We start from the raw sequence: 22,414 nt of genomic DNA on the forward strand, positions 1-22,414 counted from the left end.
TGCTGTTGCCTGCCGCAGGCAGCGCCGCGGCCGCCGCCGCAAAGGAAATCCCTTAGATCTTCTTCGCCAGCGCCTCGGCCAGGCCGGTGTAGCTGCCCGGGGTCATCTCCAGCAGGCGCTGCTTGGCATCGGCGGGCAGCTCCAGCCCCTGCACGAACGCCCGCATCGACTGGGCGGTGATGCCCTGGCCACGGGTCAGTGCCTTCAGCTCCACGGACGGATTCACGGCGTCCCCCGCGAATCCAACCCGCCCCGCCAATCCCAACAAAAACCCAGAGCCGCCTTTGACGTTGCCGTTGCTGTTGCCTGCCGCAGGCAGCGCCGCGGCCGCCGCCGCAAAGGAAATCCCTTAGATCTTCTTCGCCAGCGCCTCGGCCAGGCCGGTGTAGCTGCCCGGGGTCATCTCCAGCAGGCGCTGCTTGGCGTCGGCGGGCAGCTCCAGCCCCTGCACGAACGCACGCATCGACTCGGCGGTGATGCCCTGGCCGCGGGTCAGCGCCTTCAGCTGCTCGTACGGGTTGGGCAGGCCGTGACGGCGCATCACCGTCTGCACGGCCTCGGCCAGCACTTCCCAGGCCGCGTCCAGATCGGCATCCAGGCGCTGCGGGTTCACTTCCAGCTTGCCCAGGCCCTTGGCCAGCGAGTCCAGTGCCACCTGGCTGTGGCCGAACGCGGTGCCCAGTGCACGCAGCACGGTGGAGTCGGTCAGGTCACGCTGCCAGCGGCTGATCGGCAGCTTCGCGCTGAAGTGCTCGAACAGTGCGTTGGCAATGCCGAAGTTGCCTTCGGCATTCTCGAAATCGATCGGGTTGACTTTGTGCGGCATGGTCGACGAGCCCACTTCGCCTTCCTTCAGGCGCTGCTTGAAGTAGCCCAGCGAGATGTAGCCCCAGATGTCACGGGCCAGGTCGATCAGGATGATGTTGGCGCGGCGGGCGGCATCGCCGATCTCGGCGACGTTGTCGTGCGGTTCGATCTGCGTGGTGTACGGGTTGAACACCAGGCCCAGGCCGGTGACGAAGCGCTCGGCGAAGGCCGGCCAGTCCACGTCCGGGTAGCTGGCTACGTGCGCGTTGTAGTTGCCGACCGCGCCGTTGATCTTGCCGGTCAGCTCGACCGCAGCGATCTGCTTGCGCTGGCGCTCCAGGCGCGCGACCACGTTGGCCAGTTCCTTGCCCAGGGTGGTCGGCGAAGCGGTCTGGCCGTGGGTGCGCGACAGCATCGGCTGGCCGGCCTGGGCGTGGGCCAGGCTGCGCAGGCTGGCGGCGATGCCGTCCAGGGTCGGCAGCAGCACTTCGCGGCGGGCCTGTTCCAGCATCAGGCCGTAGCTGAGGTTGTTGATGTCCTCGCTGGTGCAGGCGAAGTGCACGAATTCCAGCGCCGGGGCCAGCTCGGCGTCGTCCTTCAGCTGTTCCTTGATGAAGTACTCCACCGCCTTGACGTCATGGTTGGTGGTGCGCTCGATCTCCTTCACGCGCGCGGCCTGGGCCGGGCTGAAGCCGGCGGCCAGCCCACGCAGGCGGGCGATGGCGCCCTCGGAGAACGGCGCCAGTTCGACGATGCCCGGCTCGGCGGCCAGCGCCAGCAGCCATTCCACCTCGACCACGATACGGGCCTTGATCAGGCCATATTCGGAGAAGATCGGGCGCAGGGCGTCGACCTTGCCGGCGTAACGGCCATCGAGCGGGGACAGGGCGAGCAGGGCGGAATCGGACATGTCGGCAGGGCTGGGGCGAGCGGCGGGGCCGATATTCTACGACGTGCCGGGCAGGCGTGCCCTGTAGAGCCGAGCCCACGCTCGGCTGCTCCGGGTAATCCAGCGCCCACGGGCCAGCCGAGCGTAGGCTCGGCTCTACAACACGGCCCTGCGGATGAAACGATCTGGCCCGTGCTCGTCATCCCGCACTGCAGGCAAGGGAGTATCGTGGGCGCAGCCGCCAGCCCGGGAAGCGACACCCTGCCAGCCGCCGCTTCCCTTTCCCCAACTGAAGTAGTGCGGAGTCGATGCAATGAGCAAAGCTGCAAGCAAGGGTGGAACCACCGGGTTCCGGATCGAACATGACAGCATGGGCGAGCTGCAGGTGCCTGCCGATGCCCTGTGGGGCGCGCAGACCCAGCGCGCTGTGCAGAATTTCCCGGTCTCGGGCCAGCGCATGCCGCGCGGTTTCATCCGGGCGCTGGGCCTGGTCAAGGGCGCCGCCGCCGGCGTCAATGCCGAACTGGGCCACCTGCCCAAGACCGTGGCCAAGGCCATCCAGACCGCCGCCGCCGAAGTGGCTGCCGGTGACTGGGACGCGCATTTCCCGATCGACGTTTACCAGACCGGCTCGGGCACGTCGTCGAACATGAATGCCAACGAGGTCATCGCCACCTTGGCCAACCGGGCCGGCAAGGCCGGCAAGACCGCCGTGCACCCCAACGATCACGTCAACCAGGGGCAGAGCTCCAATGACGTGATCCCCACCGCGCTGCGTGTGTCGGCGGTGCTGGCCACGCACGAGCAGCTGCTGCCGGCGCTGGTGCACCTGCGCAAGACCCTGGACAAGAAGGGCCGCAGCCTGCGCAAGGTGGTCAAGACCGGCCGCACCCACCTGATGGACGCGATGCCGCTGACCTTCGAGCAGGAGTTCGGTGCGTGGTCGGCACAGCTGGCCTCGGCGCAGGAGCGCATCGAGGACAGCCTCAAGCGCGTGCGTCGCCTGCCGCTGGGCGGTACCGCCATCGGCACCGGCATCAACGCCGACCCGCGCTTTGGTGCGCAGGTGGCCAAGGCGCTGAAGCAGCAGACCGGTTTCAAGTTCGACAGCGCCGAGAACAAGTTCGAAGGCCTGGCCGCACAGGACGACGCGGTGGAACTGTCCGGCCAGCTCAACGCGCTGGCGGTGGCGCTGATCAAGATCGCCAATGACCTGCGCTGGATGAATGCCGGTCCGCTGGCCGGGCTGGGCGAGATTGAACTGCCGGCACTGCAGCCGGGCAGCTCGATCATGCCGGGCAAGGTCAATCCGGTGATCCCTGAAGCGACGGTGATGGCCTGCGCGCAGGTGATCGGCCACCACACCGCGATTACCGTGGCCGGGCAGACCGGCAACTTCCAGCTCAATGTCACCCTGCCGCTGATTGCGGTGAACCTGCTCGATGGCATCGGCCTGTTGGCCAACGTGTCCACGCTGCTGGCCGACAGTGCCATCGCCGGGTTGAAGGTGCGCGAGGACCGCGTGGCCGAGGCGCTGGCGCGCAACCCGATCCTGGTCACCGCGTTGAACCCGATCATCGGCTACGAGAAGGCCGCGGCGATTGCCAAGCGTGCCTACAAGGAACAGCGCCCGGTGCTGGATGTGGCGCTGGAAGACAGCGGGCTTGAAGAGGCCGAGCTGCGTCGCCTGCTGGACCCGACCGCGCTGACCGCCGGTGGCATCCAGGCCGGTGGGGGTGGCGCCGGCGGTTGATCGGCCGGTTGTAGAGCCGAGCCCATGCTCGGCTCAGGTTCCAGGCAGCAGTCGAGCACGCTCGACGCTACGGAAATGAGAAACGCCGCCCTCGGGCGGCGTTTCTGTTTTCAGCGACGGTCGGCGACGATGTTGCCGAAGGTGTCGGTGTAATCCTTGAATTCGGGGATGCGCTGGATCAGGTCCGCGGGAATCACCTCCATGCCTTCCGGCGGTTGGATCTTCACCGGCTGCATGTTCGGGTCGGCCGGGGCGGCCACCAGCGTATTCTGGCGCAGCACCTGCAGCTTGCCGAACATCGTCTGCAGCATCTGCTTCTGGCCGTCATCCAGCGGAATCTGGATCTCGTCCACCTTCATCGTGCCATCGCCGAGGATGATGATGTTCGGTGCCGGCGGGCGACGCACGGTCACCATGCCTTCGCTGACGGAGATCTTGGGCTTGCCGCGCTCGGCGCGGTGGTTTCGGTAATCCTTGTCACAGCCGGCCAGGCCCAGGCAGAGCAGGGCGGCCAGCAGCAGGAACAGCTTCTTCATGGCGTCGGTTCGGGGGCGTCCGGGGCTGCCATTGTAAGCGGGCCGGCGCCTAACGGCCGGCTTCGGCAGCCCGCCGCCGGCAGGGTGCGCTGAAATGTCTCAGTCGTCGAACGGGATCGAGAGCGAGCCGTCGCCCTTGCCGCAGGTGGCAACGTCATTCTGTGTCATCGTCGCGTAGGCCTTGACGGCCGGAATGTCGCGTGCCAGGGCCTGCTGGCTGGCCAACAGCGCGGGCATGCGGGCACAGATGCGTTTGAGCTTCTCTTCGAGCCGGTCGTACTCACCGCCGACCTGTTTGCGGACATCACCACCGCTGCCGAGGAGTCCCTTCAACGTGGCGTCGGCGGCATTGGCGTAGGTCTGATCCGCGTCCAGGCGGTCGGAGGCACTGGCGATCAGCAGGCTGCGATGATCCAGCAGCTGGCGGCGCTGTGCCGCATCGGTGGGGATCGGCTTGCCGTCGATCAACAGCTGGCCGTCGGCGGTGATCTCCGCGCGCGGCTGTCCCTTGGCGTGGAGCGCGGTGTTGTCCCGGACGAGATTCCTGCGGGCTTCATCGGTGGCGTCCCTGACCTTCTGGCCAAGGCCGCCGGAGATCTCGGCCGCGCGGGTGCCCAGGCCCTTGCCGGCGCTGTCGGCGCTGCCGTCGCAGGCCAGCAGTGGCAGACACAGCAGGGCGGGCAGCAGCAACGGCTTGATCATGGCTTCGGTTCGTCGGCGTCCGGGGCCGTCATTGTAGGGCCGCCGGCCGGCAGCGCGATGTCACTGCCGGCCGGATGCACAGACCCGCCAGCGGTCTAGCGCAGGACCACGGTGTCCTTGCCGCAGTCGTCCACGTCGCTCTGGTCCATCGTGGCGTAGGGCTTGAACGCAGGCAGTTCGCGGGCCAGGGCCTGCTGGCTGGCCAGCATGGCCGGCAGGCGCTGGCAGATGCGCTTGGCCTGCGCCTCGATCTTGGCGGCCTCGGCGTTGATGCGCTTCTCCACGCCTTCGCTGTCGCCGCTGAAGATGCCCTTCAGCGCTTCGCCGGCCGCGCTGGCACCGAGCTTGGCGCCGGCCAGGCCGACATCCATGCCGTCCATCGCGATGGCGACCACGTGGCCCCGGTAGGCCAGCAGCTGGCGGCGCTGTGCATCGTTGGCAGGAACATCCTTGCCATCGATCAGCAGGTGGCCGTCCGGTGTGATTTCCGCACGCGGTTGTTTGTCGGCAGAGATCTTGATGTTGCCCTGGGCGATGTCGCGGCGGGCATCGTCCATGGTCTCCTTCACCGTCTGGCTGACGCCGCTGGTGGCGTCGGCAACGCTCTTGCCGACCGAGCTGTCAGGGCTGGAGGCGGGGCCGCCGCAGGCGATCAGCGGCAGGCACAACAGGGTGGCGGGCAGCAGGCGCAACAGCTTCATGGCATTCCCCTCGAACCGGTTGGATGGTGGTTACTTGTTGCGCGGCAGGGTGACCTTGCCGCTGACGTTGCGGTGCTCCACATCACCACTGCCGCTGTGGTCGACAGTCAGCGCGCCGCGCACGCCGTCCACGCGGATATCGCCCGAGCCGTGGCTGCGCACGTGCACGCTGCCGCCGATGTCATCCAGATCGACGCCGCCGGAGCCGACCACCCCGACCTCCACATTGCCCTGCACGCGCTTGAACTCGATGTCGCCGGAGCCCACCGTGTCCAGCCGCGCATTGCCGCGCACATCGCTGATCTTCAGGTCGCCCGAGCCCACCGTACCGGTGCTGGCATCGCCGCCGATATTGCGCGCGTTGACGTCGCCCGAACCCAGCGACAGCAGGTTCAGCGAGCTGCCGCCATCGATGTCGAGATCACCCGAGCCCACGGCCGCATGGATGCTGCCGCGGGTGCCGCGGGCAATGGCATCGCCGGAACCGACGTCCACGCTCAGCGACTGCGCGTTCTCCACGCTGGCATCGCCGGAGCCGACCTTGAGCTGCAACGGCAGGTTGTCCGGCACGCTGCCACGGATGTCCAGCCAGGCGTAGCTGTTGCCCAGGTTGATGCCGCTGGTGCGGCCTTCGCGGCGCAGGCTCACCACCAGCTTGTCGCCCACCCGGCGCTGATCCAGTACCAGCTGGTCCAGCCATTCCTGGCTGGAGGCGCAGGCCCGGCCGTCCAGCTGGCCACCGCCGGCGCTGGCGACGACCTTCAGGTCATGCTGGTTCACTTCGAAGACCACCGCCTTGGCACCGGCCACGTCCAGCTTCAACGCGCGCGCAGCGGTGAACTTGCAGTTCGGAGCATCGGCGGCCAGCGCCGACAGTGGCAACAGCAACAGCGCAGAACAAGCGAGCAGGGAACGCATGGGTGGTGCCTCCAGAGGGTTGGGGTCAGATCTCGCCGGCGCGCTTGCGCAGGCGGATGGCGAGGAAGATGAACAGTGCGCCGACGACCGCACCGATCCACAGTTCCGGCATGGCCAGTGACTTCAACTGCGAGGCCGGCGACATCAGGCTGACCACCGAGTCCAGGTCGCGGCGTGCGTTGTCATCGGCGCTGAGGCGGTACAGCAGGTCCATGCCCGGCACACCACCCAGCAGCAGGCGGCCGACGATGTTCTGCCAGAACCAGCCGGTGCTCAGGCCAACCAGCGGCATGACCTTGGTGGTGCTGACGATGACGCCGGCAAACAGCGGCAGCATCACCGCCCACAGGAATGGCTTGCTCTTGGCCCAGGCCGAGCACAGCAGCAGCCAGCCGGCGGTCGGCAGCGCCCACAGGGCATAGACCGGAATCCAGGCCAGGTGCCCGGCGGCCAGGGTCAGCGGGCTGGCCGGGCCCCAGATCAGGGTCATCGGGCTGCCGCCGTGCATCAGCGCGACGATGCTGATGACCAGCATGAAACCGAACATGGTGATGATGCCGGCCACCACGGCGATCAGTGGCGCCACGATCAGCGCGCTGAGCACCTTGGACAGCACCGTCTGGCTGTCCGACAGCGGCAGCGACTTCCAGAACAGGATGCTGCGGTCGCGGCGGTCGTCATACAGTGCGCCGAGGCAGTAGAAGAACACCACGAAGGCCAGCACCAGGAACGGCCAGGCCGAGCTGAGTACCAGGGTCAGGTCCAGTCCATTGCCGAGGTCGGTCAGGTCCTTGGCGCTGATGTCGCGGGTCAGCAGGGCCAGGTCCAGGCCATTGATGTTCACGTCCTCGCCGTCGATGTGCAGGCCACCATCGCGGGCGGCACGATGCAGGGCGAACAGGCCGAAGGCGATGCCCACGGTGCTCATCACCAGCGAGATCAGGCCGGCGATCAGCGGGGCATACAGGAAGCCGCCGCGGTTTTCCCAGTACTCGCGCTTGAGCAGCCAGCGCAGGGTGCCCATCGGGCCGACAGGGTGGTTGACGGCATTCATGCGTAGGTCCCCTTCATGATGGCGACGAACAGATCGGCCAGGCCCGGGCTGCGGGTTTCACCGAGGGTGGAAAGCTGGGTGCGCGGCACGCCATCGAACAGCATCACGGTCTTGCCGAACGCCAGGCTGCGCTCGTCGATCGGCTTCAGGGCGCGCGCTGTTTCCAGCTGGTCGGCGTTCACCAGCAGCTCGGTGTAGCGCTGGCCGACGTCGTCCATTTCCGCATCCAGCACGATGCGGCCATCGCGGATGAACATCACATCGCTGAGGATGTGCTCGATCTCTTCCACCTGGTGGGTGGTGACGATGATGGTCTTCTGTTCGTCGAAGTAGTCTTCCAGCAGGCGCTGGTAGAACTCCTTGCGGTAAAGGATGTCCAGGCCCAGGGTGGGTTCGTCCAGCACCAGGATGCGGGCATCGATGGCCATCACCAGCGCCAGGTGCAGCTGCACGATCATGCCCTTGGACAGTTCGCGCACGCGCTGCTTGGGCTGCAGCTTGGTGTTGGCCAGGAAGCGCTCGCAGCGGGCGCGGTCGAAGCGCGGATGCACGCCGGCGACGAAATCGATCGCCTCGCGTACCTTCAACCAGCGCGGCAGCACGGCAACATCGGCGATGAAGCAGATGTCCTTCATCAGCTCATCGCGGTGCAGGCGCGGGTCGCGTCCGAGCACGCTCAACTCGCCTTCCACCGAGGTCAGGCCGAGGATGGCCTTCAACGCGGTGGTCTTGCCGGCACCGTTGGGGCCGATCAGGCCGACGATGCGCCCGCTCGGAATGCTGAAACTGGCATTGTCGAGCGCGACCGTGGTCTTGTAGGCCTTGCGCAGGCCTCGGGCGGTGATCACCGATTCACTTGCGGAGCTATTCATCAGACATTCCCCTGGGGCAGCAATTCGTCGAGGCTCAGGCCCAGGCGCTGGATGCGCTCCAGTACGGCCGGCCACTCTTCGTTGAGAAAGCGGTCGCGCTCGGTACTGCGCAGCTGCGTGGCCGCCTGCTCGGTCATGAACATGCCCAGGCCGCGGCGCTTTTCCACCAGGCCTTCATCGGCCAGTTCCTGGTAAGCGCGCGAAACGGTGATGGGGTTGAGTTGATAGTCGGCGGCGACCTGGCGCACCGAGGGCAGGGCATCGCCCGGCTTGAGGATTCCGTCGAGCATCATGGCGATCACGCGCTCCTTCAACTGACGGTAGATCGGAGCGCCGTCGCTCCACTGGATGTCGCTCATGTTCAGCTCCGTGGGGTCAGCGGCTGTGCGAACGAGAAATACGGCATGGACAGGGAGCTGTGCAGCCGACGCGGGGGAGGGGGGGAGGGGGTGGCAGTCCCTGTCGGTGAAACGGTCGCGTCCTGCGCACTGTCGGCCGAGGCCGGGGGGGCGGGCATGGCCAGCCAGGCCAGCACCAGCAGCGTCGAAACGGCCGTGACCGCGGGTGCGGTGAGAGTGCGACGAATCCGAGCGTTCATGGCTTCCCCCTGTCTCAGGTGACTGGTGTTGTATGCAACTATAACACCGGCACGCCACCGTGCAAGCCCTTGCCGGACCCAACTGATGGCACGGGGGGTCATATGACCGAAATATTCATTCAATCCATTGTTTTTCAACGGAAATAAAAATCATGCAGGTGGGGCTCAACACCGTCCCTGCATTCAGTATTGTCCATGTCGTGTCATTCCTGAGCCGTGCAGCGGCGAGCGCAGGCAAAGTCGCCATGCCGCGCAAAGCCGGTCCGGCCTGCGCCGGCCGGGGCAGCGCAGGCCCGGTGCTATAGTTCGGCCGATCCCCGGCCCGTACCGGTCGGGCCCTGTAAAAGGCCACTACGGACTGACCTTGATGCCTCTGCCGACCGTTTCCCTGCGCCGCCTGCGTGGGCTCTCCCTGCTGGCCCTGATGGTTGCCGGCGTTGCCGGTCCGGCCACGGCCCTGGCCGCCGATCTGCTTGACCTGTCGTACCGCCCGCTGGCGGGCAAGCAGCAGGTCAATCTGCAACAGCGTTATCACGGGCAGGTGCTGCTGGTGGTCAATACCGCCAGCAAGTGTGGCTATACCCCGCAGTACGAAGGTCTGGAAGCCCTGCACAAGCGCTACGCCGGCCGTGGATTCGCCGTGCTCGGTTTTCCGTCCAACGACTTCAAGGGCCAGGAGCCGGGCGACGAGAAGCAGATCCAGGACTTCTGCACGCTGACCTACGGGGTCCGGTTCCCGATGTTCGAGAAGGTGCATGTGGTTGGTGCGCAGGCCACGCCGTTGTACCAGCGGCTGACCGCGGCCACCGGCGTGGCGCCCGGATGGAACTTCCACAAGTACCTGGTCGGCCGCGATGGCAAGGTCATCGCCCAGTTCGCCAGCAAGGTGACGCCGGATGATCCGCAGTTGACGGCGGCCATCGACAAGGCCCTGGCCGCCGCCCAGCATTGATATCCGGCACGGATGCCTCGACATCGGGGGCATGCGTGCGACAATGGTTCTTTTCGCGCCGACGTCGGCGCCCAGACACTTCCAGGAATGCAGCGAATGAAGATGGGAATGCGCGGCGCCGCGGCGTCGGTTCTGATTCTGGCGATGGGCACTTCGGGTGTCGCTCTGTCGCAACAACCGGCTGCTCCGGCAGCCGCCAAGGAGACCGCAACCTTGAATTCCCCCAAGCAGAAGCTGGGCTATGCCATCGGCCTGGACGTGGCCAAGTCGTTCACCCCGATCGCCGATGAGATCGATGTGGCCGCGCTGCGCACCGCCGTGGAGCGCTCCTTCGAAGGCCTGCAGCCGCAGATCACCCAGGAACAGGCCAAGGCCACCGACGCTGCGCTGCGCCAGGTGGTGATGGCGCGCAGCGGCCAGCAGGTGCCGGGCATGGCGCCGGGCACGCAGCCGCCGAAGGTCGATCGTGTCAAGGTCGCGCAGATGATCGGTTCCTACTCGGTCGGTCCGTCGCTGGCACAGCTGAAGAACGACATCGACGTTGCCGCATTGTTTGACGCAATCAGCACGGGTCTGAGCAAGGGCCAGCCGAAGATGACGGAAGCTGACGCGACCGCCACCATCCAGGCCTTCATGGGCAGCAAGCAGGCCGAAATGCAGGCCAAGGCCGCCGCCGCCGCGCAGACCAACCGTGAGGAAGGCAATGCGTTCCTGTCCAAGAACAAGACGCAGCCGGGCGTGGTGACCACCGCGTCGGGCCTGCAGTACCAGGTGATCCGCCCGGGCAGTGGCGAGCGTCCGCTGCCGAGCAGCAAGGTGCGCGTCAACTACGAAGGCAAGCTGCTCAACGGCACCGTGTTCGACAGCTCCTACGGTCGCCAGCCGGCCGAATTCGGCCTGGACCAGGTGATCAAGGGCTGGACTGAAGGCGTGGCACTGATGCCGGTGGGTTCGAAGTACCGCTTCTGGATCCCGGGCGAACTGGCCTATGGCGAGAACGGCACCCCGGGTGGCCCGATCGGCCCGAACGCCACGCTGACCTTTGACGTCGAGCTGCTGGGCGTTCTGCCGTAAGTCATCCAGGAGCGAATACGGACATGCGCGTTGCAATTTTTGGTACCGGTTACGTAGGGCTGGTGACCGGTACCTGCCTGGCCGATGTCGGTCATCAGGTGGTCTGTGTCGATATCGACCAGGCCAAGGTGGACGGCCTCAACCAGGGCATCATCCCGATCTACGAGCCGGGCCTGGAACCCATGGTGAAGGCCAACCATGCGGCCTCGCGGTTGGCGTTCACCACGGACGCGGCTGCCGCGATCAGCCATGGCCAGGTGGTGTTCATTGCCGTCGGCACGCCGCCGGACGAGGACGGGAGTGCCGACCTGCAGTACGTGCTGGCCGTGGCCCGCACCATCGGCCGGCACATGAGTGTGCCGACCGTGGTGGTCAACAAGTCGACGGTGCCGGTGGGTACTGCCGACAAGGTGCGTGCCGCCATTGCCGAAGAGCTGGCCGCACGTGGTGCGGACATCGCCTTCGACGTGGTGTCCAATCCGGAATTCCTGAAGGAAGGTGACGCGGTCGCCGACTGCATGCGCCCGGATCGCATCATCATCGGTGCCACCAGCGAAGAGTCGGTGGCAGTGATGCGCCGTCTGTACGCACCGTTCAACCGCAACCACGACCGCGTGGTGGAAATGGACGTGCGTTCGGCCGAGCTGACCAAGTACGCGGCCAACGCGATGCTGGCGACCAAGATTTCGTTCATGAACGAAATCGCCAACATCGCCGAGCGTGTCGGCGCCGACGTCGAGCAGGTCCGCCAGGGTATCGGTTCGGATCCGCGCATCGGTTGGCACTTCATCTACCCGGGCGCCGGTTACGGTGGCTCGTGCTTCCCCAAGGATGTGCAGGCGCTGGCCCGCACCGCGCAGCAGTACGGTCTGGAACCGAAGCTGCTGAATGCGGTGGAAGCGGTCAACGAATCGCAGAAGGGCCATCTGTTCGCCCTGATCCAGCGTCATTACGACAAGGGCGAGGATGAAGGCGTGCGCGGCAGGACCTTTGCCGTGTGGGGCCTGGCCTTCAAGCCCAACACCGACGACATGCGCGAAGCCTCCAGCCGTCGCCTGCTGGCGCAGCTGTGGGAGGGCGGTGCGACGGTGCGTGCCTACGACCCGGAAGCGATGCACGAATCGCAGCGCATCTTTGGCGATCGTGACGATCTGGTGTTCTGCAACAGTGCCGATGAGGCGCTGCAGGGTGCCGACGCGCTGGTGGTGGTGACCGAGTGGAAGCAGTTCCGCAGCCCGGATTTCCAGAAGCTGCGCGAGCAGCTCAAGGATGCGGTGGTGTTCGACGGCCGCAACCTGTACGAGCCTGCGGACGTGGAAGCTGCCGGGCTGGCCTACTACGGCATTGGCCGGGGGCGCTCGTTGCATGTCTGATCTGCCCACCGAACGCGAACAGGCGCTGGAAGCGCGCCTGGTCGAACTGGAAATGCGCGTGTCCTTCCAGGAACAGGCTTTGGCCGAGCTGAGCGATGCGCTGGCCGATGCCCGCATGCAGGGCATGCGCAATGCCGACGTGCTGCGCGTGTTGCTGGAAGACCTGGGCAAGGTCCGTAACGCACTGAATTCTTCCGATCCGGCGAGCGAACCGCCGCCGCCGCACTACTGATCCGAATCCTATGAGCGATACCCTCCGCGACCAGCTGATGGGCCTGGGCTTCAAGCCGGCGCCCAAGCCCGAGCGCAAGAACGATGCCCCCCGCCGTGATGGCCGCCCGCAGGGCAAGGGTGGCAATGGCAATGGAAAGCCGCAGGGCGCCGGCCGGGGCGAGCACAAGCCTGGCGAGCGCCGTGGGCAGGGCGGTCCGGGCAAGCCCGGTGGCCCGGCGCGTGGCCAGGGCCCGCAGGGCCCGCGCAAGCCGCGCAGCGCCGAAGAGATGGATCTGGCCAAGGCCTACGCCATCCGTGCGCAACGGGAAAAGGAAGAGCGCATCGAGACCGAGCGCCTGAAGCAGGAAGAGGCGCGCGTGCGCCGCGAGGCCAAGGCCAAGCTGGAAGAACTGCTGAAGGACAAGGGCCTGAACGCCGAGGACGCGGACATCGCCCGCCACTTCCCGTATGGCGGCAAGATCAAGCGCATCTACGTGACCGCCGAACAGCTGACCGCGCTCAATGCCGGTGAACTGGGTGTGGTCCAGCTCAATGGCCGATACCTGCTGGTGACCGCCGAGGTGCTGGCACAGTCCGAGGCGGTGTTTGCCGCATCGGTGGCGCTGAAGGTCGATCCGAACGCGCCGGCCGAGGAAGATCCGTACGCCGATCCGCAGTACCAGGTGCCGGACGACCTGGTCTGGTAAACGGGTGAATGCTGCGGGCCCACGGCCGTCGCGGCGGTGGGGGAAGGGATGACCGCAGATCCAAGCCGCGGCTATGTACCGCACATCGACGGCCTGCGCGCGATTGCCGTGCTGGCCGTCATCGTGTTCCACCTCGACCCGGCCTGGCTGCCGGGCGGGTTCACCGGTGTGGACGTGTTCTTCGTCATCTCCGGCTTCGTGGTCAGTGCGTCGGTACACCGGTTGCCACCGCTTTCGCTGGGGCCGTCGATGCTGCGCTTCTATGCGCGCCGCATCCGCCGCATCGCGCCGGCCCTGTTGACCTGCCTGTTGCTGACCGCGCTGGCCAGCGTGCTGTTCATTCCCGAGTCCTGGCTCAGCGAGGCCAGTGACAAGACAGGGTTGATGGCCCTGTTCGGCTTCAGCAACTGGGTGCTGGCAGCGATCGGCAACGATTATTTCGCCCCCAGGGCCGAGTTCAATCCCTATACCCATACCTGGTCGTTGGGGGTGGAGGAGCAGTTCTATCTGATCTTCCCGCTGCTGTTCCTGGCCTGGGCACGCGGTGCGCGTGGGCGCTGGGTCAGCCTGGGCCTGTTCGGGCTGGTCAGTGTGGCGTCGCTGCTGCATGCAGCGCTGCTGGGCATGCGCGATGTGGTGCCGCCGTGGGCGTTCTATGCCACCAGCACGCGCCTGTGGCAGCTGGGGGTGGGGGTGCTGCTGTTCCAGTGGCTGCACCTGCGCCCGTCGCTGGAGCGCACAACGGGGCAGGCACTGAGGCGCATGGCGCCGGTATTCTCCCTGCTGGCCGCGGTGGCGCTGGCTCTGCTGGGGTGGGCGCTGTGGTCCGCGCGTGCGGGGCATTCGCCATGGCCGGATGGTCTGCTGCCGGCCTTCGCCACTGCAGGCCTGTTGTGGTCGCTGCATCATCATCCGCAGAGCTGGATCGCGCGCCTGCTGGCCAGTGCCCCGATGCGCCGTGTCGGCCTGCTGTCGTATTCACTGTATCTGTGGCACTGGCCGGTGTTCGTGCTGATGCGCTGGACCGTGGGCCTGCAGACACCGGTGCAGATGATCGCTGCGATCGCGCTGGTGCTGCTGCTGTCGTGGCTGTCGTGGCGCTGGGTGGAACAACCCTTCCGCGGCACGTTGGCGCAGCGCTTGCGCCCCGGGCGGTGGGTGCTGGCCGGCGCCGTTGCGCTGCTGCTCGCTGCCGGCCTGCAGACACTGCTCTACCAGCAGGCGCCACGGCTGTCGTTGAGTACCGTCAGCCGGCATCCGGCCGATTGGTACCCCAATGGCAAGAGTGTGGCCGGCGACTATCCCGGCTGTGCCCTGGTGACGGCCAAGCATCGCTTCGAAGGTGGCAGTGCGCGCACCTATGCCCGTGGAGACTGCCACCGTGCGGTGCCGGCGGGGGCGCCGGCGCGGGTGTTTGTTGCCGGTGATTCGCATGCGATGGCCTACATCGAACTGCTGCAACGGCTGGCGCTGGAAACCGGCGCAGAAGTGTCGCTGTATGGCCGTGGCGGATGCCCGCAGGTGAGCCTGCAGAAGTGGCGTGGTGCAGGTGCGGGCTGTGCCGGATTCGATGCGGCTGTGTTCGCCGACATCGCACGCCGTGCGCAACCGGGTGACGCGGTGGTGCTGGTGTCGCTGCGGGTTCCGCGCCTGTCCGATCAGTTCGTGCTGTTCGACGCGCAGGCGCAGCTGGCCGGTGAGCTGACCGCCGAAGCTGCCGCCGGGCGTGAGGCTGAGGCGGCCGAGGCGATCGCGCAGTGGAGGCCGCTGGCCGAGCGTGGCGTGCGCATCGTGCTGGAGGCGCCCAAGCCGGTGCTGCCGGCGCCCCCGTATCGCTGTTCGGACAGCTTCAACGCGCGCAACGAAGTCTGCCGCAATGGCCTGGACAGCACGCGCGAAGCGATGGAGACGCTGCGCGCGCCGATGCTGGGCAGCCTGCGCCAGGTGGTCGACGGTCTGCCCGGCGGCGTGCTCTGGGATCCGTTGCCGGCCCTGTGCGACGACCGCCTGTGCCCGGCACAGCGTGATGGCCGGCCGCTGTTCTTCGATGGCGATCACCTCAGTGCGCAGGGCAATCGCCTGCTGTTGCCCTCGCTGCAGCAGGTGCTGCTGCAGCGCTGAACGCGGACCCGTCCCCTTTTTCTATTCGGGGTCGTAGTCGAGGTTGGAGGCCAGCCAGCGCTCGGCCTGCGCGCGGTCCACGCCCTTGCGTCGGGCGTAGTCGCTGACCTGTTCACGGCTGAGCCGGCCCACCACGAAGTACTGGCTCTGCGGGTGGCTGAAGTAGTAGCCGGATACCGCCGCGGTGGGCAGCATCGCAAAGCTCTCGGTCAGCTCCATGCTGGCGTTGGTTTCGGCCTGCAGCAGGTCGAACAGCCGGCGCTTCTCGCTGTGCTCGGGGCAGGCCGGGTAGCCGGGCGCCGGGCGGATGCCGCGGTACTGCTCGTCGATCAGCGCCTCGTTGTCCAGCGTCTCGGCGTGGTCATAGCCCCAGAACTGCGTGCGCACGCGCTGGTGCAGGCGCTCGGCCAGCGCTTCGGCGAAGCGGTCAGCCAGTGCCTTCAGCAGGATCGCGTTGTAGTCGTCATGCTCGGCTTCGAAGCGTGCGACGTGCGCGTCGATACCGATGCCGGCGGTCACCGCGAACGCGCCGATCCAATCCTGTTTTCCGCTGTCGGCAGGTGCGATGAAATCGGCCAGGCAGAAGTCCGGGCGCTCGGCCGGCTTGTCCACCTGCTGGCGCAGGAAGTGCAGGGTGGTTTCGCCCTGTGGATGCTGCACGCGCACGTCGTCGCCGATGCTGTTGGCCGGCCACAGGCCAAACACCGCCTTGGCGGTCAGCCATTTCTCGCCGACGATGCGGTCGAGCATCGTGCGCGCGTCGCGGTACAGCTCGCTGGCCTGGCTGCCGACGATCTCGTCGGTGAGGATGGCCGGAAACTTGCCAGCCAGCTCCCACGCCTGGAAGAACGGGGTCCAGTCGATGTAGTCCACCAGTTCGGCCAGTGGGTAGTCATCGAAGACATGCAGGCCGGGCTGACGCGGTGCCGGTGGCGTGTAAGCGGCCCAGTCGCCCTGGAATTTCTGCCCGCGTGCGTGCTCCAGCGAGACCAGGCGCTTGGCATCGCCACGGTTGCGATGGCGCGCGCGGATCTCGGCGTAGTCGGCTTCGTTGGCGGCGACGAATGCCTCGCGCAGATCGCGCGAGATCAGCGACTGGGCCACGCCCACCGCACGCGAGGCATCCTTCACCCACACCGTGGGCGCTTTGTAGTGCGGGTCGATCTTCAAGGCCGTGTGCGCGCGCGAGGTGGTCGCCCCGCCGATCAGCAGCGGCAGGTCGAAGCCCTGGCGTTCCATTTCGCGCGCGACGTGGCTCATTTCTTCCAGCGAGGGAGTGATCAGCCCGGACAGGCCGATCAGGTCGGCATGGTGCTCGCGCGCGGCGTCGAGGATCTTCTGCGCCGGCACCATCACGCCCAGGTCGATCACTTCGAAGTTGTTGCAGGCCAGGACCACGCCGACGATGTTCTTGCCGATGTCGTGCACATCGCCCTTCACCGTGGCCATGATGATGCGGCCGTTGCTCTTGGCGGTGTCGCCGCTGCGGGCCTTTTCAGCCTCGATGTACGGCAGCAGGTAGGCCACTGCCTTCTTCATCACGCGCGCGGATTTGACCACCTGCGGCAGGAACATCTTGCCGGCGCCGAACAGGTCGCCGACGATGTTCATGCCATCCATCAGCGGGCCTTCGATCACGTCCAGCGGGCGGCTGGAGGCCTGCCGGGCCAGCTCGGTATCTTCCTCGACCCAGGCGTCCAGGCCGTGCACCAGCGCGTGCGCCAGGCGCTGCGCCACCGGCTTTTCACGCCAGGCCAGATCCTCGGTCTTGGCCGCGCCCTTTTTGCCCTTGTAGCGCTCGGCGATCTCCAGCAGGCGCTCGGTGCCATCGCTGCGGCGGTTGAGGATCACATCCTCCACGCGTTCGCGCAGCTCCGGCTCCAGCTCGTCATAGATCGGCATGGCGCCGGCGTTGACGATGCCCATGTCCATGCCAGCGGCGATGGCGTGATACAGGAACACCGAGTGGATGGCCTGGCGCACCGTTTCGTTGCCGCGGAACGAGAACGACACATTGGAGACGCCGCCGGAGACATGGCAGTGCGGCAGCGTCTGCTTGATGATGCGGGTGGCTTCGATGAAGTCCACCGCATAGTTGTCGTGCGCTTCGATGCCGGTGGCGACGGCGAAGATGTTCGGGTCGAAGATGATGTCCTGCGGCGGGAAGCCGATCTCATCGACCAGGATGCGGTAGGCGCGGGTGCAGATTTCCACCTTGCGCGCGCAGGTATCGGCCTGGCCGGTCTCGTCGAACGCCATCACCACCGCAGCTGCACCGTAACGCAGTACCTTGCGTGCATGCTCGCGGAACGGCGCCTCGCCTTCCTTCAGCGAGATCGAGTTGACCACGCTCTTGCCCTGCAGGCACTTCAACCCGGCCTCGATCACGCTCCACTTGGACGAGTCGACCATCACCGGGATGCGCGCGATGTCCGGCTCGGACATGATCAGGTTGAGGTAGCGGGTCATCGCTGCCTCCGAATCGATCAGGCCTTCATCCATGTTGACGTCAAGGATCTGCGCGCCGCTGGCCACCTGCTGGCGGGCCACGTCCACGGCTTCCTCGTAGCGGCCTTCCTTGATGAGCTTGCGGAACTGCGCGCTGCCGGTGACGTTGGTGCGCTCGCCGACATTGACGAACAGCAGGTCCGGGGTGATGACCAGCGGTTCCAGACCTGACAGGCGGGTGTAGGGGGCGGTGCTCATGCGGCCTGCTGCTCCTGCGCGCCGGGCAGTGGACGGGGCGGCAGGCCGGCCACGGCCTGGGCGATGGCGCGGATGTGCTCGGGGGTGGAGCCGCAGCAGCCGCCGACCAGGTTCAGCAGACCATCCTCGGCGAAGCCGCGCAGCGTGGTGGCCATTTCCTCGGGCGTTTCGTCGTACTCGCCAAAGGCATTGGGCAGGCCGGCGTTGGGGTGTGCGCTGACATGGCAGTCGGCCACGCGCGCCAGGGTCTCCACATGCGGGCGCATCGCGTCGGCGCCCAGCGCGCAGTTCAGGCCGATCGACAGCGGCCGCGCGTGCGCCAGCGAGGCGTGGAAGGCATCGGCGGTCTGCCCCGACAGGGTGCGCCCGGAGGCGTCGGTGATGGTGCCGGAGATCATCACCGGCAGGCGCGCACCGCGTGCATCGAAGGCTTCTTCCAGCGCATACAGCGCGGCCTTGGCGTTGAGCGTGTCGAAGATGGTCTCGACCATCAACGTGTCGGCGCCGCCGTCGATCAGGCCTTCGATCGCTTCGCGGTAGGTATCGCGCAGTTCATCGAAGCTGGTGTTGCGGAAGCCGGGATCGTTCACGTCCGGGCTGATCGAGGCGGTACGGCTGGTGGGGCCGATCACACCGATGACGAAGCGCGGCTTGTCCGGCGTGGTCGCTTCCACCGCATCGCAGCAGGCGCGTGCAATGGCCGCGCCGGCCTTGTTCAGCTCATACACCAGGTGTTCCAGGTGGTAATCGGCCTGGCTCACCGAAGTGGCGTTGAACGTGTTGGTTTCCACCAGGTCGGCGCCGGCCAGCAGATAGGCGGTGTGGATGTCGGCGACGATCTGCGGCCGGGTCAGCAGCAGCAGATCGTTGTTGCCCTTCAGATCGTGACCCTCGGGCGTACCGTGGTCGCAACCTGGCCCGTGGGCGTGGTCGTAGCCGCCGGCGAAGCGCTCGCCGCGATAATCCTGCTCCTGCAGCCCGTGGCGCTGGATCATGGTGCCCATGGCACCGTCGATGATCAGGATGCGCTCGCGCAGGGCGACGAGCAGGGCGTTGGCACGATCAGGATGCAACCAGGGCAGCGCGGACATGGCGGACTCGGGCTCAGGGCTTGTTGGCGATCAGCGAGATCACTTCGAAATGCGGCGGGCGCTTCTCGCGGGTGACCGTCTCCAGACTGGACACCTGCAGGCCGGCCTTGTCGACGAACTTGCGCAGTTCCTTGTCGCTGAAGCCGAGGTTGACGTGGCCATACGCCTCGACGGCGGCCTTGTGCTCGTGGCGGGCCAGGCTGCACAGCAGCAGCCGGCCACCCGGGCGCAGTACGCGTGCGGCCTCGGTCACCGCCTGCGCCGGCTTGCTGGCATAGGTCAGCGCGTGCATCAGCACCACCAGGTCGAAGCTGCGGTCCTTGAACGGCAGTGCATGCATGTCGCCCTCGCGTACCTCCACGTTGGGCAGGCGGCGCAGGCGCTCGCTGGCGGCGGCGACCACGCGCGCGCTGGTGTCGATGCAGACGTAGCGCTTGGCGTGCGGGGCGACCAGTTCGGCCAGCACGCCGTCACCGGAGGCGATGTCGAGCACGTCGCCGGTTTCCAGCAGCGGCAGCGCGGTGCGGGCCAGCGCCTCCCAGGTGCGGCCCGGGGAGTAATGGCGTTCCATGTCGCCTGCCACGCTGTCGGCCCAGTTCTGGTCCGAGGCGCGGTGGGCCAGCACGGCGGCCACCCGTTCAGCATCCTGGCGCAGCAGCGGATCGTCGCTTCCGTTGCTCAAGGCGTGCCACAATGCACGCTGCGCCGGGTCCAGCTGGGCCTCGTCGAAGCGGTAGTAGGCCGATACGCCAGCACGGCGGTCACGGACCAGACCGGCTTCCTTCAGGCGCGCCAGATGGGTCGACACGCGCGGCTGCGCCAACCGGGTAATCGCCGACAGCTCGGCCACGGTCAGCTCTTCCTGTTCCAGCAGCGCCAGCAGGCGCACGCGGGTGGCATCGGCGAACACCTTCAGGCGGGTCGACCAGTCTTCCAGATCCATAAATATCTACCTATCGCGATATAGAGATATATTCGCCGAGAAGGCCTGCCAGGGTCAAGTCGCTGGCGTACGGAACCATTCACGCCCCGGTACAATCGAGCTACCTGGGCGCGCCGTACGCGGCCCATAACTTCATGTACCCGGGAGGGTGTTGTGGATTTCAGCTTTACCGAAGAGCAGTTGATGCTGCAGGACGTGGCGCGTCGCATCGCGCAGGAGAAGATCGCCCCCAGCGCGGAGCACCATGACCGCACCGGCGAGTTCCCGTTGGACAACATCCGCCTGCTGGGCGAGAACGGCTTGATGGGCATCGAAGTGCCGACCGAATACGGTGGCGCGGGCATGGACCCGGTTGCGTACGTGCTGGCGATGGTGGAGGTCGCCGCCGGTGATGCTGCGCATTCGACCATCATGTCGGTGAACAATTCGCTGTTCTGCAACGGCATCCTGACCCATGGCAGCGAAGCACAGAAGCAGAAGTACGTGCGTGCCATCGCCGAGGGCGAGGCCATTGGTGCGTTCGCGCTGACCGAGCCGCAGTCCGGTTCGGACGCTACGGCCATGCGTTGCCGCGCCGTCAAGCGGGCCGATGGCAGCTTCGTCATCAACGGCAAGAAGAGCTGGATCACCTCCGGCCCGGTGGCCAGGTACATCGTGCTGTTTGCAATGAGCGAGCCGGACAAGGGCGCGCGCGGCATCACCGCCTTCCTGATCGACACCGACAAGCCCGGCTTTGGCCGTGGCAAGACCGAACCGAAGCTGGGCATCCGTGCCTCAGCCACCTGCGAGATCGAGTTCAACGACTACGTGGCCCAGGCCGAGGACGTGCTGGGCCAGGAAGGCGAGGGCTTCAAGATCGCGATGGGCGTGCTGGATGCCGGTCGCATCGGCATCGCCTCGCAGGCAATCGGCATTGCCCGTGCTGCCTATGAAGCCACGATCGAGTACGTGAAGGAGCGCAAGGCGTTCGGCGCGGCCATCGGTACCTTCCAGATGACCCAGGCCAAGATCGCCGACATGAAGTGCAAGCTGGACGCGGCGCTGCTGCTGACCCTGCGCGCGGCGTGGGTGAAGGGCGAGGGCAAGCGCTTCAGCAATGAAGCGGCCATCGCCAAGCTGACCGCTTCGGAAGCGGCGATGTGGATCACCCACCAGGCGGTGCAGATCCACGGCGGCATGGGCTATTCGAAGGAAATGCCGCTGGAGCGCTACTTCCGTGATGCCAAGATCACCGAGATCTACGAGGGCACTTCGGAGATCCAGCGTCTGGTGATCGCACGCAACGAGACCGGGCTGCGCTGAGTGGCTGGGGCCGCGCCGCTGCGACGGCGGCGCGGCAATGCTGGGGCAAGCCATACGTGGATGGCGCAACGCGGACCAGGAGTGCGCTAACGGGGCACCTGGCAATGAAGTTGGCGGCCATCCCACCTGCAGATGGGACCTGTCGGGGCCGATCCGGGATTGATCTCGATTCTTACGCCATACAGATGTGCGGTATCGATCCAGCTCTGATAGTCGCCCTCGTTGCTGAAATGATACGTGCCCGAATAGTCTTGGCCCGTATCGCTGTTTGACGCCGCGCCGTCCGGTATCCGATTTCCTGCTGCGTCAACGCTCTCACCCGTAACGTACTTTGCCCTGTCGACCGAGTCTGGAGAGATCACCAGCCTGGTTCGCGAGCCATCGCGCCAGGTAATCACATAGGTAACGGTGTCCACGCCAAACAGTTTGCTCACCCAGCTCAGCACAACAGAAGAGATCGTGGTAGCCAGGGAATTCCATGCGGGCTGCGACGTGGTGGCGCCACTGAAGGCGCGTCCCATGCCAAGTTCCAGTTGGGTGCGGTAGGTGGCCGACTGCACCACATCGTAGGCATTGAGACCCTTCAGCTCGGCTGGGAAGGTGATGCCATTGGCCATCTGCGGGTCATCAGGATGGACCGGAACAACCGTTCCACGGCCGAATGACTGTGGCACGAACTGCGTTCCTGACCCGATGCCGGCCTGTGGCAGTGCGAGGATGCGATTGAACATCGCGGTGACCTCTGCGGGGACGGCCGCGGGAACGGCGCGGTACTTCCGTAGTTCACGGTCATACTCCACCTCATAACCACTGAGCCGTTTGCGCTCCAGGTCAACCACGACAGTCAATCCCGTTCCTGACTGGAGCGCGGCCGAGCGTGGATTGGCGCAGTTGTTGCAGGGTATGACACCGCCGGCGTGCGCGGTCGCGTGCAGGCCGAGGCTCGACGACAGGAACAGGCAGGCGCCGAGCAGGCGCGTGTTCCGGAGAGGTGACATGAGAGCGCTCCGATCAATCCGTTGAAGGAGTGCACTGGATACCGGCGTGGGCTCAATCATGCTGCGACGTGGATCCCATTGTGGAGGCCTCTGTCTCCATGTGC

20 protein-coding genes and 1 pseudogene are annotated in these 22,414 nt (G+C 66.4%); 8 read left to right on the top strand and 13 right to left on the bottom strand.

What is annotated here, in order from left to right:
* Positions 1 to 52: 52 nt before the first annotated feature.
* Positions 53 to 223, bottom strand: a pseudogene (locus tag C9412_RS18355) (adenylosuccinate lyase); the annotation flags it as partial.
* A gap of 126 nt (positions 224 to 349) precedes the next feature.
* A complete protein-coding gene (gene purB, locus C9412_RS18360) occupies positions 350 to 1,717 on the bottom strand; it encodes an adenylosuccinate lyase (RefSeq protein WP_107232927.1) in 1,368 nt (455 codons plus the stop codon).
* Between the two features lie 292 nt (positions 1,718 to 2,009).
* On the opposite strand from purB, the gene C9412_RS18365 reads away from it, so the two are divergent.
* Positions 2,010 to 3,449 carry a class II fumarate hydratase gene (locus C9412_RS18365; protein ID WP_107232928.1) on the top strand — a complete coding sequence of 480 codons (1,440 nt, stop codon included), beginning with the start codon at positions 2,010 to 2,012 and terminating at the stop codon, positions 3,447 to 3,449.
* Positions 3,450 to 3,559: 110 nt separating this feature from the next.
* On the opposite strand, the gene C9412_RS18370 is transcribed toward C9412_RS18365, so the two are convergent.
* The 7 genes from C9412_RS18370 to C9412_RS18400 form a co-directional block, all read right to left on the bottom strand.
* A complete protein-coding gene (locus C9412_RS18370) occupies positions 3,560 to 3,985 on the bottom strand; it encodes a hypothetical protein (RefSeq protein WP_049458788.1) in 426 nt (141 codons plus the stop codon).
* Between the two features lie 99 nt (positions 3,986 to 4,084).
* On the bottom strand, positions 4,085 to 4,687 hold the full coding sequence (locus tag C9412_RS18375; protein ID WP_107232929.1) for a hypothetical protein: 603 nt from the start codon (positions 4,685 to 4,687) through the stop codon (positions 4,085 to 4,087).
* Between the two features lie 95 nt (positions 4,688 to 4,782).
* Complete coding sequence (locus C9412_RS18380; protein WP_107232930.1) at positions 4,783 to 5,388, bottom strand: hypothetical protein; 606 nt, start codon at positions 5,386 to 5,388, stop codon at positions 4,783 to 4,785.
* 30 nt (positions 5,389 to 5,418) lie between these two features.
* Positions 5,419 to 6,306 carry a DUF4097 family beta strand repeat-containing protein gene (locus C9412_RS18385; RefSeq protein ID WP_107232931.1) on the bottom strand — a complete coding sequence of 296 codons (888 nt, stop codon included), beginning with the start codon at positions 6,304 to 6,306 and terminating at the stop codon, positions 5,419 to 5,421.
* 25 nt (positions 6,307 to 6,331) lie between these two features.
* Entirely contained in the window at positions 6,332 to 7,360 is a 1,029-nt protein-coding gene (locus tag C9412_RS18390; RefSeq protein WP_107232932.1) for an ABC-2 transporter permease, read from the bottom strand.
* Positions 7,357 to 8,232, bottom strand: coding sequence for an ABC transporter ATP-binding protein (locus C9412_RS18395; protein WP_107232933.1), 876 nt, complete (start codon positions 8,230 to 8,232; stop codon positions 7,357 to 7,359). The genes C9412_RS18390 and C9412_RS18395 overlap by 4 nt, the downstream gene beginning before the upstream one ends.
* Positions 8,232 to 8,591, bottom strand: coding sequence for a GntR family transcriptional regulator (locus C9412_RS18400; RefSeq protein WP_107232934.1), 360 nt, complete (start codon positions 8,589 to 8,591; stop codon positions 8,232 to 8,234). The genes C9412_RS18395 and C9412_RS18400 overlap by 1 nt, the downstream gene beginning before the upstream one ends.
* A 606-nt stretch (positions 8,592 to 9,197) precedes the next feature.
* Between C9412_RS18400 and C9412_RS18410 the strand changes: the two genes are divergently transcribed.
* The 6 genes from C9412_RS18410 to C9412_RS18435 all read left to right on the top strand — a co-directional run bounded on the left by C9412_RS18410 (position 9,198) and on the right by C9412_RS18435 (position 15,270).
* On the top strand, positions 9,198 to 9,782 hold the full coding sequence (locus C9412_RS18410; RefSeq protein ID WP_107232935.1) for a glutathione peroxidase: 585 nt from the start codon (positions 9,198 to 9,200) through the stop codon (positions 9,780 to 9,782).
* A 96-nt stretch (positions 9,783 to 9,878) separates the two neighbouring features.
* Positions 9,879 to 10,856: an FKBP-type peptidyl-prolyl cis-trans isomerase gene (locus C9412_RS18415; RefSeq protein ID WP_107232936.1), complete on the top strand. Its 978-nt coding sequence runs from the start codon at positions 9,879 to 9,881 to the stop codon at positions 10,854 to 10,856.
* Positions 10,857 to 10,879: 23 nt separating this feature from the next.
* Positions 10,880 to 12,229 (top strand): UDP-glucose/GDP-mannose dehydrogenase family protein, encoded by a 1,350-nt coding sequence (locus C9412_RS18420; protein WP_107232937.1) that lies wholly within the window; start codon positions 10,880 to 10,882, stop codon positions 12,227 to 12,229.
* Positions 12,222 to 12,461, top strand: coding sequence for a SlyX family protein (locus C9412_RS18425; RefSeq protein ID WP_019660397.1), 240 nt, complete (start codon positions 12,222 to 12,224; stop codon positions 12,459 to 12,461). Before C9412_RS18420 ends, C9412_RS18425 begins: the two co-directional genes overlap by 8 nt.
* Positions 12,462 to 12,471: 10 nt before the next feature.
* The gene (locus C9412_RS18430; protein ID WP_107232938.1) at positions 12,472 to 13,149 is read left to right on the top strand and encodes a DUF2058 family protein; all 678 of its coding nucleotides are present in this window, start codon (positions 12,472 to 12,474) and stop codon (positions 13,147 to 13,149) included.
* Between the two features lie 48 nt (positions 13,150 to 13,197).
* Complete coding sequence (locus tag C9412_RS18435) at positions 13,198 to 15,270, top strand: acyltransferase family protein (protein ID WP_107232939.1); 2,073 nt, start codon at positions 13,198 to 13,200, stop codon at positions 15,268 to 15,270.
* A 21-nt stretch (positions 15,271 to 15,291) separates the two neighbouring features.
* On the opposite strand, the gene metH is transcribed toward C9412_RS18435, so the two are convergent.
* Genes metH through C9412_RS18450 form a run of 3 tightly spaced genes read right to left on the bottom strand, consistent with a single transcriptional unit; the run spans position 15,292 to position 20,010 of the window.
* Complete coding sequence (gene metH, locus C9412_RS18440) at positions 15,292 to 17,976, bottom strand: methionine synthase (protein ID WP_107232940.1); 2,685 nt, start codon at positions 17,974 to 17,976, stop codon at positions 15,292 to 15,294.
* On the bottom strand, positions 17,973 to 19,067 hold the full coding sequence (locus C9412_RS18445) for a homocysteine S-methyltransferase family protein (RefSeq protein ID WP_107232941.1): 1,095 nt from the start codon (positions 19,065 to 19,067) through the stop codon (positions 17,973 to 17,975). Before C9412_RS18445 ends, metH begins: the two co-directional genes overlap by 4 nt.
* A gap of 13 nt (positions 19,068 to 19,080) precedes the next feature.
* A complete protein-coding gene (locus tag C9412_RS18450) occupies positions 19,081 to 20,010 on the bottom strand; it encodes a metalloregulator ArsR/SmtB family transcription factor (protein WP_057495390.1) in 930 nt (309 codons plus the stop codon).
* A gap of 153 nt (positions 20,011 to 20,163) precedes the next feature.
* On the opposite strand from C9412_RS18450, the gene C9412_RS18455 reads away from it, so the two are divergent.
* Positions 20,164 to 21,312: an acyl-CoA dehydrogenase family protein gene (locus C9412_RS18455; RefSeq protein ID WP_107232942.1), complete on the top strand. Its 1,149-nt coding sequence runs from the start codon at positions 20,164 to 20,166 to the stop codon at positions 21,310 to 21,312.
* An 86-nt stretch (positions 21,313 to 21,398) separates the two neighbouring features.
* Here C9412_RS18455 and C9412_RS18460 read toward each other — a convergent pair whose 3' ends face one another.
* Entirely contained in the window at positions 21,399 to 22,310 is a 912-nt protein-coding gene (locus C9412_RS18460) for a hypothetical protein (RefSeq protein WP_107233017.1), read from the bottom strand.
* Between the last annotated feature and the right edge of the window lie 104 nt (positions 22,311 to 22,414).

The sequence above is a fragment of the Stenotrophomonas sp. Nf1 genome (genome assembly GCF_003028475.1).
Lineage (GTDB): Bacteria > Pseudomonadota > Gammaproteobacteria > Xanthomonadales > Xanthomonadaceae > Stenotrophomonas.

Coding starts and splice junctions, on each gene's coding strand:
- purB (WP_107232927.1), bottom strand. CDS start 1,717: ATGTCCGATTCCGCCCTGCTCGCCCTGTCCCCGCTCGATGGCCGTTAC.
- C9412_RS18365 (WP_107232928.1), top strand. CDS start 2,010: ATGAGCAAAGCTGCAAGCAAGGGTGGAACCACCGGGTTCCGGATCGAA.
- C9412_RS18370 (WP_049458788.1), bottom strand. CDS start 3,985: ATGAAGAAGCTGTTCCTGCTGCTGGCCGCCCTGCTCTGCCTGGGCCTG.
- C9412_RS18375 (WP_107232929.1), bottom strand. CDS start 4,687: ATGATCAAGCCGTTGCTGCTGCCCGCCCTGCTGTGTCTGCCACTGCTG.
- C9412_RS18380 (WP_107232930.1), bottom strand. CDS start 5,388: ATGAAGCTGTTGCGCCTGCTGCCCGCCACCCTGTTGTGCCTGCCGCTG.
- C9412_RS18385 (WP_107232931.1), bottom strand. CDS start 6,306: ATGCGTTCCCTGCTCGCTTGTTCTGCGCTGTTGCTGTTGCCACTGTCG.
- C9412_RS18390 (WP_107232932.1), bottom strand. CDS start 7,360: ATGAATGCCGTCAACCACCCTGTCGGCCCGATGGGCACCCTGCGCTGG.
- C9412_RS18395 (WP_107232933.1), bottom strand. CDS start 8,232: ATGAATAGCTCCGCAAGTGAATCGGTGATCACCGCCCGAGGCCTGCGC.
- C9412_RS18400 (WP_107232934.1), bottom strand. CDS start 8,591: ATGAGCGACATCCAGTGGAGCGACGGCGCTCCGATCTACCGTCAGTTG.
- C9412_RS18410 (WP_107232935.1), top strand. CDS start 9,198: ATGCCTCTGCCGACCGTTTCCCTGCGCCGCCTGCGTGGGCTCTCCCTG.
- C9412_RS18415 (WP_107232936.1), top strand. CDS start 9,879: ATGAAGATGGGAATGCGCGGCGCCGCGGCGTCGGTTCTGATTCTGGCG.
- C9412_RS18420 (WP_107232937.1), top strand. CDS start 10,880: ATGCGCGTTGCAATTTTTGGTACCGGTTACGTAGGGCTGGTGACCGGT.
- C9412_RS18425 (WP_019660397.1), top strand. CDS start 12,222: ATGTCTGATCTGCCCACCGAACGCGAACAGGCGCTGGAAGCGCGCCTG.
- C9412_RS18430 (WP_107232938.1), top strand. CDS start 12,472: ATGAGCGATACCCTCCGCGACCAGCTGATGGGCCTGGGCTTCAAGCCG.
- C9412_RS18435 (WP_107232939.1), top strand. CDS start 13,198: ATGACCGCAGATCCAAGCCGCGGCTATGTACCGCACATCGACGGCCTG.
- metH (WP_107232940.1), bottom strand. CDS start 17,976: ATGAGCACCGCCCCCTACACCCGCCTGTCAGGTCTGGAACCGCTGGTC.
- C9412_RS18445 (WP_107232941.1), bottom strand. CDS start 19,067: ATGTCCGCGCTGCCCTGGTTGCATCCTGATCGTGCCAACGCCCTGCTC.
- C9412_RS18450 (WP_057495390.1), bottom strand. CDS start 20,010: ATGGATCTGGAAGACTGGTCGACCCGCCTGAAGGTGTTCGCCGATGCC.
- C9412_RS18460 (WP_107233017.1), bottom strand. CDS start 22,310: ATGTCACCTCTCCGGAACACGCGCCTGCTCGGCGCCTGCCTGTTCCTG.